Source organism: Alkalibacterium kapii (genome assembly GCF_007988865.1).
GTDB lineage: Bacteria > Bacillota > Bacilli > Lactobacillales > Carnobacteriaceae_A > Alkalibacterium > Alkalibacterium kapii.
In genome coordinates, this window is sequence record NZ_BJUY01000030.1 from 1 (window position 1) to 13,171 (window position 13,171).

Here is a 13,171-nt window from a genome sequence, read left to right on the forward strand (position 1 = left end):
CTGGCTTGACAATAATTAACAAATTCTATATTCATATACTTGGTAATTACCCTTGCATCTATCTTATAATAGAGGTAAGCGCGTTCTTAACTTTTTATTTTCGAAAGGAGATCACTATGAATACTTTGATATCGAACGATTCTAAATGGATTTTGACTGAAGAAGGCACTGATCCGGAAACGATTAGACAGAATGAAACACTTTTTGCTTTATCAAATGGTCACTTCGGCACACGAGGTAGTCTTGAAGAGGTGGGACGAACAAAAAATTACAGCCACAGCGAAGCAACGCTTGTCAATGCTTATTATGATAGTGAACCGATTCAGTATGGGGAGTGGGCGTATGGATATGCAAAAGAACATCAGACAGTCATTCCGGTTCCAAACGGCAAGAAACTGACGATCAAGCTGGACAATGAAAGGTTCGACTTGGAAGCAGGAAAAACAACCAATCATAAACGTCAACTTGATTTAAAGAAGGGAATACTGACTCGCACATTCACTTGGGAAAACACCAAAGGACATCGAATCGATGTGAAAATTGAACGGTTCGTCTCTTATGATTATCCAGAAATACTGGCTCAGAAAGTAGCTGTAACACCGCATGACGATGATTGCGCTCTGGAAATTGTAACAGGTCTGGACGATTTAAAAGATTTGGGTCAAGCATCAGAAATCGAAAGTAATGATCCAAGAGTTAAAACTCAAAAAGGGAGACGTTTCCGATCCGAAAAGATAAAAAACACGCAAAATAAAATGTTGCATATCGAAACTAATAATACGAATCTAAATCTGATTGTAGGCGAAAAGAATCAGTTTTCCAGTCCTTCTGCAGATTATTCCACTAAGGGAAATGAAGAAAGTTGGGAAGTGAAAGCAATAAAAGGTGAGACCGTGGTCCTGGAACGGCTAGTTGCTTATAGCAACATATTTGACGACAACTCTGAAAGAGATGGAATAGCACAAAGAACCTCAACTCTCCTTAACGAAGCTTCAGCAATTGGATTCCAGGAACTGAAAGAAAAACAGATCAAGCATATGGAAGAGTTTTGGGATATGTCCGATATTGAAATCGAAGGAGACGACGAACTGCAAGTAGGCTTACGATTTAATTTATTCCACCTTTATCAGGCTGCCGGACGTGATGGCAATCGTAATATGTCTGCGAAAGGTCTGACGGGTGAAGGATATGAAGGACATTATTTCTGGGATACTGAAATGTATATGTTACCGTTCTTCTTATACACACAGCCAAAAATTGCTAAGCGATTATTAAACTATCGGTATACAATACTCGAAGAAGCCCGGAATAGAGCACGCGAAATGGCAGTGGATGCGGGCGCACTATTTGCCTGGCGGACGATCAATGGTAAAGAAGCCAGTCCTTATTATCCTGCAGGAACTGCTCAGATCCATATAAACGGTGATATTGCCCACGCGATTCACACATACGTTAAAGCAACGGGCGATAAACGCTTTGGGATGAAGGAAGGGCTTGAAATCCTTCTAGAAACAGCAAGGTTTTATGCAGCCTGGGGTCATTATGATGAAAAACGGAACGGGGCATTTGTCTTGAACGATGTGACGGGTCCAGATGAGTATACGGCAATTGTCAATAACAACTACTATACAAATCTCATGGCGAAGCATAATTTCAAGTATGCTGCTGATATGGTCGAAGCTGTTCTTGAATCCGAAGATGAATTGGGACAAGAAGTATTGAGTAGGATCAACTTCAAAAAGAAAGAATTAAATAACTGGAAAAAAGCATATGAAAACATGTTTTTACCTTATGACGAAGAACAGCAACTGACGATGCAGGATGACAGTTTTTTCCACAAAGAAGTATGGGACATCGAAAACACACCAAAAGAAAATTTCCCGCTGCTTCTAAATTATCATCCGTTAACGATTTATCGCTATCAGGTTAATAAGCAGGCAGATACGGTTTTAGCTCAGTTTCTTTTTTCAGATGAGTTTTCACAGGAACAAAAAGCTAGAGATTATGAGTACTATGAATCTGTAACGACACATGATTCTTCCTTGTCTCGGTCGATTTTTGGAATAATGGCCAGTGATTTAAACCAAATGGAAAAAGCATATAATTATTTCATGGACACAGCCTTGATGGATATCAGTGACTTGCAGAGTAATACAAAAGATGGGGTGCATGCTGCAAACATGGGCGGAACCTGGATGAGTATGATTTATGGATTCGGGGGCTTGCGACTTGTGGGGGATACGCTGCACTTCAAACCACGCTTACCAGAAGAATGGAAAAGGATCACATTCAAAGTCCAGTTTCGTCACCGTGTTATCAAAGTTTCAATCAGTAAAGAGGAAGCAGACTATCAATTGATCAAAGGAGAACCTTTAGTGATCAAGCACTTTGATGAAGAAAGATATTTGAAATAAAAGATTGATTTTAATAAGGAAGCTGACTTAACTCGTCGGCATCCTTTTTTTAGCTGCGATAATAAAACAGATAACTGTTGAAAATAACCAGCATATCAAGAAGTGTTGCTAGAGGAAATGATCAGTGAATTGAAAGAGATATAGTGAGAAAAAAAGCCTTCAAAATTGAAGGCTTTTCCGGTTAATTGATATGATTTTTTATAACAACTTCTGGTACGGTCAGATTTTTGCGTGGTTTGACGCTGGCTAAAATAATATCAGCCACGTCATCTGGATCCATGAGGTGCTCTATTTCATCTTTATCATAAATGTCATCCCAGAAATTGGTTTTCATTCCACCCATATAAGCAGCCAGGACGTGGATATCCGTATCGCTAACTTCTTTTACGAGACTTTCAGTGAATCCGCGGACTCCGAATTTACTTGCACAATACACCGATTCAGATACTTTTCCCGTTAATCCAGCTGTTGATATAACTTGAATGATCGTTCCAGTGTTCCGTTCTTTCATCTCAGACAAAACAGCTTGCGAACAGAAAATCGTTCCTTTTAGATTGATATCGATCATTTGATCCACTGCATCGTTCGTAATTTTTTCAGCATCATCGAAAACACCGACACCTGCATTGTTAACTAAAATGTCTATGGGACCATTTTCTTCTTTTATTTCAGCAAAGACTTGTGAAACTTCTTGTGCAGAAGATACATCTAGTGTATATACTGAAACTTTGTCTGACTGAATCTTTTCAGCCAATGACTTGAGCTTGCTGAATGTACGTCCGATAAGTGTGACATGATGTCCCATCTCCGAATATTTTGTAGCGAGTGATGAACCTAAACCGCTTCCAGCTCCTGTTATGACAACGTGTTTGACTTCCATGTGTACTTCCTCCTTTAATTGAACTTTCTTATTATCAAAGTACCAGATAAAGTCTGTTTTATCAATGAAATAAAGCGCTTGTTTTAAAGCAGCTATCCAAAAATAGTATCAATGTGAAAAAATCTTCTTTCCGGCTAATGATTTTTAAAAAAGCTTCCAAGCCTACTTGAATTCTGAACTGTGGTAAAATTAGTGTATATGTAAGCTGTTGGTTCATTAAAATTTATCAGGTGTCTGGAGGAGATAAGTATGTGGGAGTTTAAAAAAGAAGATATATTAAAAGCGGAAAAGTTAGAAGCTGATTTCAAATTAAAAGAAGGGTTGAAATCTAAACTGCTTGAAGAAGCGGCAATTAAACGAGGATATGAAGTAGAACGTCTGGGCTTTGATACAATGATACTGATACTTGAAGGGGAAAAGTTGCTGTTTAGAGATATGAACGGCCCCTTCTCCTCTGCAGCAATGATGCGTATCGTGGATGATAAATATCGTGCCCGTAAATTGATTGAGGGAGCAAATGTCACAGTTCCCAAGTCAATGTATTTAAGAATTTATGAGCAAGATAAGATAAAAGCTTATGCGAATGATATAGGCTATCCGATAGTCTTAAAGCCCAATAATCTATCTCGAGGTGAGGGCGTTTTTACTAATATTAGCGATGCGGATGACTTGGAGGAACACCTTGACAAGATAGCCGATTTAATTGCTGATCCCTATGAACGCATTTTAATTGAAAAGCAATTCAGTGGAGATGACTACCGTTTTTTTGTTGTGGATGGCGAAGTGAAGGCCGCATCGAAAAGAGCGCGAGCCAATGTTGTTGGTGATGGCAAGCAGACTGTTCTGGAGCTCATTAACGAAAAAAATGAGAAGCGTGCTAGAGATAGAGACTTAAAACACTTTCTCATACCAACAGATAAAGAGAAGTTGGGACGTCTTTTTAGAGAAGGCCGAACGCTCGAATCGATTCCAAAAAAAGATGAGCATATCATTATTCGTGATGAGTCTAATATAGCTAGTGGTGGAGAAGGCATTGATTTTATGGAGACTGCACATGAAGCTTTCAAGAGTATAGCAGTCCGGGCGATTCAATCGATTCCAGGCTTTCATTATGGCGGGGTAGATATTATTACCAATGATATAACAAAAGAACCTAACGCTGATGATTACGTGATTACGGAAGTGGAGTTTAGTCCAGGCCCTATGAGTATGTTTCACTGGGAAGGCAAACAAAGAGACATGGCTAATCCGATATTGGACTTTTATCTTGAAAATCTAGATAAACTTTGAATCGTATATTAAGGGGAAGTCACTGAAAATTCTCAGTGACTTCTTTATAGTAAGGTTGAGATGAATAGATTTAGATTTATCTCGAAATGTCGAACTGACGAAGGAAGTGGAACGCGAGTATGCACTTTACACATCGAAGTGTCGAACTCACGAAGCAAGTGGAACGCGAGTATGCACTTTTCGCATCGAAATGTCGAACTCATGAAGGAAGTGGAACGCGAGTGTGCACTTTTCGCATCGAAATGTCGAACTCACAAAGGAAGTAGAACGCGAGTGTGCACTTTTTCTCACCGAATGTCGAACTCAATAAGCAAGTATGACGCGAGTATGCACTTTTCACATCGAAATGTCGAACTCGCGAAGCAAGTGGAACGCGAGTGTGCACTTTTTCTCACCGAATGTCGAACTCACGAAGCAAGTGGAACGCGAGTGTGCACTTTTTCTCACCGAATGTCGAACTCAATAAGCAAGTATGACGCGAGTATGCACTTTTCGCATCGAAATGTCGAACTGACGAAGGAAGTGGAACGCGAGTATGCACTTTTCACATCGAAATGTCGAACTGACGAAGGAAGTTGAACGTGAGTATGCACTTTTCACATCGAAATGTCGAACTCGCAAATCAAAACTAGTACGAGTGAACACTTTACTTATCGAAAAACCAAACTCCAGGAGTAAAGTCAGTTTCAATATATATTTTCTTTATCAAACAGAGCTTTGAAAGGAAGCTTTGGGTACCCAAAGCGGTCTGAATGCTTTCTTCTAGATAAATACATTAAAAGTACATGTTCCAAACACGACCCCTTCATTTCCGGTAAAAAACATATAATGTAAATAGCTTTAATATTGGTCGAATAAAGGCTATAATGTACAACGTTCCTTGCCACTTAGGAAGGTTAACACGAAGCAAATTAATTAGCCGTTCATTAAGGAGAAAACAATGACCCGTAAATCAAAATCTTACAAAAAATTCCTCATAATGATCTTGCTTGCAGGACTGGCATACTATTTTTACTGGGGTAATAATACTATCCAAGTCTCCTACTACAACTACGCTGATCCAGCTATTCCAGAAAGTTTTAACGAATACAGGATCGCTCATGTGTCGGACCTTCACAATAAGAAATTCGGTAATGAGCTGATTGATGAAATTGAAAAACAGCAGCCGGATATTATTTTAATCACAGGCGACCTTATCGATAGTAATCGAACGGATCTGACCGTCGCAGAGACCTTTTTAAAAAAAGTCAAACCCCTTGCTCCAGTCTACTTTGTATCCGGCAATCATGAAGTTGCATCCGGCAAGTACAAAGAACTTAAAGAAATTATTAATGAAACAGGCGTCATAAATCTGGATGATAGAAATCAGCTTATCACCAAAGATGATCAAAGCATTAACCTGATCGGACTGGCCGATCCACTCTCTATTTTACTGGAAGATATTGAAGAAGCGGGTTCCAAAGAGAATGTCGTTTTCAATAAAATCGACGAGCTGGTGAAGCAGCCATCCGATCATTTCAACTTACTTTTATCTCACCGTCCTGAATTGATCGACATCTATCAAAAAACCGGAGTAGATCTTGTTTTAGCCGGTCATGCTCACGGTGGACAGATCCGGTTACCCTTTATCGGGGGACTGTATGCGCCCTCTCAAGGGTTACTTCCAGAATACGTTAGCGGGACTTACATGAAAGAAGACACGACACTCATTGTCAGCAGAGGACTGGGGAATAGTCTCTTTCCTCTGCGAATCTTTAATCGGCCGGAATTAGTGATCGTCACCTTGGAAACAAAATTGACCGAATAACTAGAAGTAATTTTTTAATGAGAAATATAGAACTGTTCTTACTTAAAAAGAGACAGTTAAGTATAATAGTCTGTATTCGTTACATTTACGTGCATAGTGAGGAGAGGTAATTTGATAAGCAAAAGTATGAAACACTGGATCGTTGCGGTAATGATGTGCGGGATCGCCATCAGTGCTGTAGGGCTTCCAGTGATGACAAATGGTGTGTTTATTACACCTATAGCGGACAGTTTAAATGTGTTTCGAGGATCCGTAGCTATGCACAACACATTGAGTTTATTTATGAAAGCTGTGATGTCGCTTTACGTCCCGAGACTGATCAAACGTTTTGGATTCAAGCGTACGATATTGGCAGGCGTATTGTTAGCAGGCGGATCGAACTATCTTATGGGTTGGTCCGGTGCGCTCTGGCAGTTCAATATACTTGGATTTTTAAGAGGGGTCGGCACAGGACTTTTGGCTTGGGTTCCCCTAACTATTGTGATCAACGAATGGTTCAATGAGAAACATGGCCTGGTTACTAGTATTGTTCTCAGCTTCAGCAGTATTGGTGGTGCGATTTTTTCTCCGGTCTTTTCAAATCTGATCACTTCAATTGGCTGGGAGCAGTCTTACCGCTTTATGGGTATCCTGATTGTTTTGTTTTCATTGCCGGCTCTGATCGTACCTTATACGCTAAATCCCAGAGACAGCGGTTATTTGCCGTATGGAACGGATGATTCAAAAGAAGGGCAGGCTAAAGATGAAGCCGTTTTAAAACGTGATGAACAGCGTGACGTTTCACTATTCAATTTCGGTCTTTTGTTTATGTTCACTCTTCTTCAAACCCTTCTGATCGGTATACCACAGCATTTTCCTGGTTTCGTGCAGTCGATCGGTTATACGTCAGAAATCGGTGCGACCATGTTATCTATTGCGATGGTCAGCAGTATCGGTTTCAAATTAGGCCTGGGTTATGTCAGTGACTACTGGGGGCCAGTAAAAAGTACGGTCGGTGTTTTGATGCTCATCGGATTGTCCAGTTTTATTCTTTTTAGTTTTGAGCAGATCTCGATTTTAAATATCGGTGCTTTCCTGTTTGGAGCAGCGTATTCCATTCCATCGGTCAGTGTCACGCTTTTGACCAAGGAATTTTTTGGACGCTATCATTTTACACGACTGTATCCAATTTTAGCTTTTTCAAACAGTTTAGGAGGAGCCATATCCATCTCAGCGGTCGGTTTCATCTATGATTTCACAGGATCTTATTCTCCAGCCTTTGCAGTTGCCTTAGGGATCAACTTGTTGAATATGCTTGTTATCTTCCTGATTGTCAATCGCTTGAAATCAAATCAGTCCATTAAGCTGAATAGCTGATTGTGTCTAAACCATATCGAGAGTCTTGTATGTAAAGTGATAACGGAACACACAAATAGAAATACAAATAAAAGAAAACTACCCCTTGATTCAGCAAATAATGCTGGTTCGAGGGGTTTTTCATCAACAAAACCAAATCCAACCTTAGAAACTTTTAATAAGACTCACGTTTTTACCTTCTTCTAGTAAAGTATGCTATGATGAGAGTAATAGTTATATAGGAGGATATTCATGAATTATTCGCACCAGAATGCAATGTACGGAACAGTCTCGGCACCACTTCCAGAAGAGGGGCTAAAACAGGTCGAGTTGACAGACGACACTATGAAAGAGCGCTACAATAAAGTTATCAGCAAGATGAAAGAGAGAGGTCTGTCTACTTTAGTTATTTATGAGGATCTGGAACATGGTTCGAACTTCGAATACCTGACTGGATTTTTGACACGCTTTGAAGAAGGCCTGCTTATTCTGCATGATGACGGAAAAGTATATTATTTACTTGGAAATGAAAACCTGAAACTGATCGACCACGCTCGGTTAGAAGGTGAATTGATCCATGTCCCTCACTTTTCATTACCTGATCAGCCAATGGATCCTGAAAAGCCTTTTGGTGAATGGCTGGATGAATCCGTGATCAAAACGGATAAAAAAGTCGGGGTGGCTGGCTGGAAGTTGTTTACCGGCAGAATGGATGATGCCAGGAAACTGTTTGACGTACCTCATTATATTGTCGACCAGTTGTTTTCTGTCGCAGGAAAAGAGAACGTTGTGAATGCAACCGATTTGTTCACTGGTCCAGAAGGTGTTCGAACAACGAATAATGCGAACGAAGTAGCTCATTACGAATTCGGAGCTGCTCTGGCGTCACAGCGCATGCTTAAAACATTGGATGCAATTGAACCAGGCATCACTGAAAGAGATTTAGGTGGAATCCTCGATGCTTACGGACAGCCAAATACTGTTGTGACGATCGCAGCAGCCGGTCAACGGTTTGTCAAAGCCAATATTTATCCTTCAGACAATACGCTGAAACTTGGAGACAAACTATCGCTGACGGTAGGGTATAAAGGTGGACTGCAAAGCCGATCGCCTATGGTGGTGCACGACGAAACCGAATTAGACGAAGCACACAAGGACTATCTTGACAGATTAGTCAAACCTTATTTCACAGCTGTCACTGCTTGGCTGGAACAGGTTCATATCGGTATGAAAGGAAAAGAACTTTACGATCTGATAGAAACAGTTTTCCCTAAAAAAGAGTACGGCTGGGAACTGAATCCTGGACATTTAACTTCCGATGAAGAATGGATGGCTTCCCCTGTATCAAAACATTCCGATACGACAATAAAAAGCGGCATGCTGTTTCAAGTGGACATCATTCCTTCGGTGAAAGGCTATCCCGGCGTGAGTGCTGAAGGTGGCGTGATCATTGCGGATGAACAGTTACAAAAAGAGCTGAAAACTGATTATCCAGACGTATGGAAGCGCATGGAAGCAAGAAGAGATTATGTGAAAAATACGTTGAATATAGATATTCACAAAGATATTTTACTTTCAGGAAACGCAACACCGTATCTCCGCCCGTATGCCTTGAATAAAAATAAAGCAATGGTCTGGAACAAAAATCTTGCCAAATAATGCCTGACCTTAGATTTCATGCTTTGATTTCTGTATAATTAATGAAGATAACTGGAAAGGAGACAGCAGTCATGATGGAATATTTTGAAACAAATGACGGTGCACGCTTACCGAAAGTTGGTCTAGGTACCGTTTACGTTAAGGGAACTCAAGGGGTGGCAAGCACACTCTCGGCTATCAACAACGGTTACCGCCTGCTCGATACATCAACGAACTACAATAACGAAGGGATGGTCGGGGAGGCTGTCAGACAATCGTCAGTCCCAAGAGAAGAGCTGATCATCAGTTCCAAACTTCCCGGCGAAGCGCATGATTACGATAAAGCGATTTTGATGATTCAGGAATCTCTTTACCGTACCGGCCTGGATTATTTTGACAAGTATCTGATCCACTGGCCACTACCAAGGATCGATAAATACGCTGAAGCTTGGCAGGCCTTAGTGGATGCTCAGAAATTCGGACTGATCAAAACGATCGGCGTTTCAAACTTCCTGGAAGAACATTTAGACCGTATTATTGAAGAGACAGGCGTCACACCGGCCACGAATCAGATCGAACGCCATCCTTATTTCAACAACAATGAATTGATAAGAGCCAATAAGGAACGCGGAATCATAACAGAAGGCTGGAGTCCTTTTGGCAGAGATAAACTAGATGTCTTGGGGATCGATTTATTGAAAGATATCGGTAAAAAGTATGGCAAAACAGCGGCTCAAGTCGTTTTAAGATGGAACGTCCAAAATGACGTACTGACAGTAGCTAAAGCAGCTTCGCCACAGCATCAGAAAGCCAATCTTGATATCTTTGATTTCTCATTGACTGATGAAGAGATCGAAAAAATCAATACCCTGGATAAAGGGGAACCCGGACGAGTTGAAGGCCAGCATCCGAATGAATATGAAGAATTTGACTAAGTCATCTCACTAACAAAACAAATCAATTGACAGATGAAACACTCAGTGATACGTTCACTGAGTGTTTTTATTTAAAAAACTCATGTGTTTATATTATGATTAAAACAACAAAGTTTCTTATAAAGGATGAGTGTGATGGCAGAAAACAGCGAAGAGGGCAAACCCTATTATCAGTTTGAAACCGAGAAAGTTGTTGATCAATTCGATTCTGACGCAAAAGCAGGATTAGAGTCTAAAGAGGCAAAAAAGCGTCTGGAACAGGATGGACCCAATGAAATCAAGCAGGAAAAAACCTCAAAGTGGAAAATCCTTATCAGACAGCTAAATAACGTGGTAATTTATATTCTGATTGCCGCAGTGGTATTGACACTTGTCATGGGCGAATACTCAGACGCCGTCGTTATAAGTCTGGTGATCATCGCCAATACGTTTATCGGCTATTATCAGGAAGTCAACGCGTCAGATGCTCTGGAAAAAATCAAAGATATGTTGTCGACACAGGCGACGGTCATCCGAGACAACAAACGTGTGGATATACCAGCTGAAGAAGTCGTTAAAGGCGATTTGATTTATATCGAAGCGGGAGATAACATTCCCGCAGATCTGCGTTTAGTCAGTACCGAGAATATGAAAGTGCAGGAGTCTTCATTGACCGGTGAATCAGGTTCGGTATCAAAGCAGACAGACCCTCTGGAAGGGAAAAAGTCGACCGGTGACCAGTCAAATATGGCATTCTCTTCAACGTCAGTGACTAATGGAAATGGAACTGGGATCGTTGTAGCGACTGCTGAGGAAACAGAAATAGGCAAAATCAGTTCAGCCGTCAGTGACCAGTCACATAAAAAAACTCCTCTGATGAAAGAAATCGATGGCCTGGGGAAAAATATATCATATGTGATTTTAGGGGTAGCTGCACTTTTATTTGTTCTTGGCTTCTTCTTTGGAGATTACACGATCGCGGCATTGTCTTTGGCTGTCATAACCATGATCGTCGGGTCTATCCCGGAAGGACTGCCGGCAACTACTTCAGTCGTTTTGGCCATGGGCGTGCGCACACTCGCGAACAAGAAAAATACCATTGTAAAAACACTCCCGGCCGCTGAAACGCTCGGATCGGTCGATGTGATTGCAACAGATAAAACAGGAACCCTAACCCGAAACGAGATGACTGTTCAGAAAATCCTTACACCAGAAAAGACGTATGAAGTCACCGGTGTTGGTTATGCCCCAGAAGGCGATATAATGTATGAAGAAAAACCCGTGCAGATCGATGAAAGTGAAACATTGAAAGAATTAGTACAATCAGGCTATGAAGCCAACGAAACGACATTGGAAAAAGAAGAAGATAAATGGGTCATAAACGGCGAACCGACTGACGGCTCATTCTTGACACTTTACCGAAAAGTACATCAGACAAAGGAATCTGATTATGAAGAAATCGACCGGATCCCATTCGACTCAGAATACCGTTACATCGTGTCACTTTCCGAACATAAAGAAACAGGCGAGCAGAAAGTTTACGTTAAAGGTTCGCCAGATAAAGTTTTCGAGATGGTCCAAGGATCTGAATCGGACTTTGATTTATCATACTGGCAGGAGAAAGTGGAAGAACTTTCGTCTCAGGGGCAGCGGGTCGTAGCTGTTGGAGTAAAGAAACTGGATGAAAAAAAACAAGATATCGATCATACAGATCTTGAAAACGGTGTAAAATTCTTGGGTATCGTTGGCATTATAGATCCGCCGCGAGATGAAGTGATCGATTCAATAAAAACAATGCGGGAAGCTGGCGTTGAGGTCAAAATGATCACAGGCGATCATCCAAGTACAGCAAAAGCGATAGCCGAGCAATTGGGACTGGCAGATAATGTCAAGGCCATTACCGGACTGGAACTGGAAGAGATGAGTGATGATGAATTAACTGACAGAATAAATGATTATGAGGTATTTGCCCGAACGACACCAGACAATAAATTGAGGATCGTCAAAGCTTACCAGCGAAGCGGAAAAGTCGTTGCGATGGTGGGAGACGGCGTCAATGATGCGCCCGCTTTGAAAACATCCGATATCGGTGTGGCAATGGGACAGAAAGGAACAGATGTGTCGAAAGATTCTGCAAGCATGGTTCTGGCCAATGATGACTTTTCTACCATGAAAACAGCGATTCATGAAGGACGGCGGATATACGATAACATTAAAAAAAGTATCCTGTATTTACTGCCTACGTCTTTTGCTGAAGGATTGATCATAGCGATCACCCTGCTTCTGCAAAACGACTTGCCACTTAGAGCGACACAGATGCTTTGGATCAATATGGTTTCAGCTATTACGATTCAGTTCGCTTTTATTTTCGAACCGGCAGAAGAAGGGATCATGAACCGTCCCCCAAGAGACACAGGCGAATCCTTTATCAATAAGCGTCAAGCTTTTGAAATAGGATATGTTTCAATACTTATGGCGGGCTTAAGCCTGGTGGCCTTTGAATGGCTGACAGAATCGTACGGAGTGGATCAGGCGACGGCCAGCACAACTGTAGTCAATATTATGGTGATGAGTAAAATATTTTATCTTTTCAATATTCGCACGCGGAAACCCGCCTTTTCAAAAGAGTTTTTCACCAATAAAATGGCATTCGTCATTATCGGCATCATGCTGATCCTGCAGATCATTCTAACATATGTACCCTTTATGCAGCGCTACTTCTATACCGAAGGACTTAGTGTCGTCGAGTGGTTCATTGCCATAGGCGTTGGGATACTTGTTCTTATAGTCGCAGAAACAGACAAACTGATTCGATTAAAAGTATTGAACAATAATAATTAAAGTAAAGAGTAGGTCAAAAAGGAGTTCTTCTCGTCAGGAACTCCTTTTTTCT

General features: G+C 41.1%; 8 protein-coding genes. 7 read left to right on the forward strand and 1 reads right to left on the reverse strand.

Going from position 1 to position 13,171, the window contains the following annotated elements:
* The first annotated feature begins 116 nt into the window (after positions 1–116).
* A complete protein-coding gene (locus AKA01nite_RS08450) occupies positions 117–2,414 on the forward strand; it encodes a glycoside hydrolase family 65 protein (RefSeq protein WP_146924888.1) in 2,298 nt (765 codons plus the stop codon).
* 181 nt (positions 2,415–2,595) lie between these two features.
* Here AKA01nite_RS08450 and AKA01nite_RS08455 read toward each other — a convergent pair whose 3' ends face one another.
* A complete protein-coding gene (locus tag AKA01nite_RS08455; RefSeq protein WP_146924889.1) occupies positions 2,596–3,294 on the reverse strand; it encodes an SDR family oxidoreductase in 699 nt (232 codons plus the stop codon).
* 249 nt (positions 3,295–3,543) lie between these two features.
* Between AKA01nite_RS08455 and AKA01nite_RS08460 the strand changes: the two genes are divergently transcribed.
* From AKA01nite_RS08460 to AKA01nite_RS08485, 6 genes are all read left to right on the forward strand, one after another.
* Positions 3,544–4,584 carry an ATP-binding protein gene (locus tag AKA01nite_RS08460; RefSeq protein ID WP_146924890.1) on the forward strand — a complete coding sequence of 347 codons (1,041 nt, stop codon included), beginning with the start codon at positions 3,544–3,546 and terminating at the stop codon, positions 4,582–4,584.
* Between the two features lie 940 nt (positions 4,585–5,524).
* Positions 5,525–6,391 carry a metallophosphoesterase gene (locus AKA01nite_RS08465; RefSeq protein WP_146924891.1) on the forward strand — a complete coding sequence of 289 codons (867 nt, stop codon included), beginning with the start codon at positions 5,525–5,527 and terminating at the stop codon, positions 6,389–6,391.
* 111 nt (positions 6,392–6,502) lie between these two features.
* Positions 6,503–7,747: an MFS transporter gene (locus AKA01nite_RS08470; RefSeq protein WP_146924892.1), complete on the forward strand. Its 1,245-nt coding sequence runs from the start codon at positions 6,503–6,505 to the stop codon at positions 7,745–7,747.
* A gap of 231 nt (positions 7,748–7,978) precedes the next feature.
* Positions 7,979–9,385, forward strand: a complete 1,407-nt coding sequence (locus AKA01nite_RS08475) for a M24 family metallopeptidase (protein ID WP_246117016.1) — start codon at positions 7,979–7,981, stop codon at positions 9,383–9,385.
* Positions 9,386–9,459: 74 nt separating this feature from the next.
* Positions 9,460–10,299, forward strand: a complete 840-nt coding sequence (locus AKA01nite_RS08480) for an aldo/keto reductase (protein WP_146924895.1) — start codon at positions 9,460–9,462, stop codon at positions 10,297–10,299.
* Between the two features lie 135 nt (positions 10,300–10,434).
* Positions 10,435–13,119: an HAD-IC family P-type ATPase gene (locus AKA01nite_RS08485; protein WP_146924893.1), complete on the forward strand. Its 2,685-nt coding sequence runs from the start codon at positions 10,435–10,437 to the stop codon at positions 13,117–13,119.
* The last annotated feature ends 52 nt before the right edge of the window (positions 13,120–13,171 follow it).

What these genes read in the sequence shown, in the direction of transcription:
- AKA01nite_RS08480 (WP_146924895.1), top strand. Translation starts at nt 9,460, where the DNA reads ATGGAATATTTTGAAACAAATGACGGTGCACGCTTACCGAAAGTTGGT.
- AKA01nite_RS08485 (WP_146924893.1), top strand. Translation starts at nt 10,435, where the DNA reads ATGGCAGAAAACAGCGAAGAGGGCAAACCCTATTATCAGTTTGAAACC.
- AKA01nite_RS08460 (WP_146924890.1), top strand. Translation starts at nt 3,544, where the DNA reads ATGTGGGAGTTTAAAAAAGAAGATATATTAAAAGCGGAAAAGTTAGAA.
- AKA01nite_RS08465 (WP_146924891.1), top strand. Translation starts at nt 5,525, where the DNA reads ATGACCCGTAAATCAAAATCTTACAAAAAATTCCTCATAATGATCTTG.
- AKA01nite_RS08455 (WP_146924889.1), bottom strand. Translation starts at nt 3,294, where the DNA reads ATGGAAGTCAAACACGTTGTCATAACAGGAGCTGGAAGCGGTTTAGGT.
- AKA01nite_RS08475 (WP_246117016.1), top strand. Translation starts at nt 7,979, where the DNA reads ATGAATTATTCGCACCAGAATGCAATGTACGGAACAGTCTCGGCACCA.
- AKA01nite_RS08450 (WP_146924888.1), top strand. Translation starts at nt 117, where the DNA reads ATGAATACTTTGATATCGAACGATTCTAAATGGATTTTGACTGAAGAA.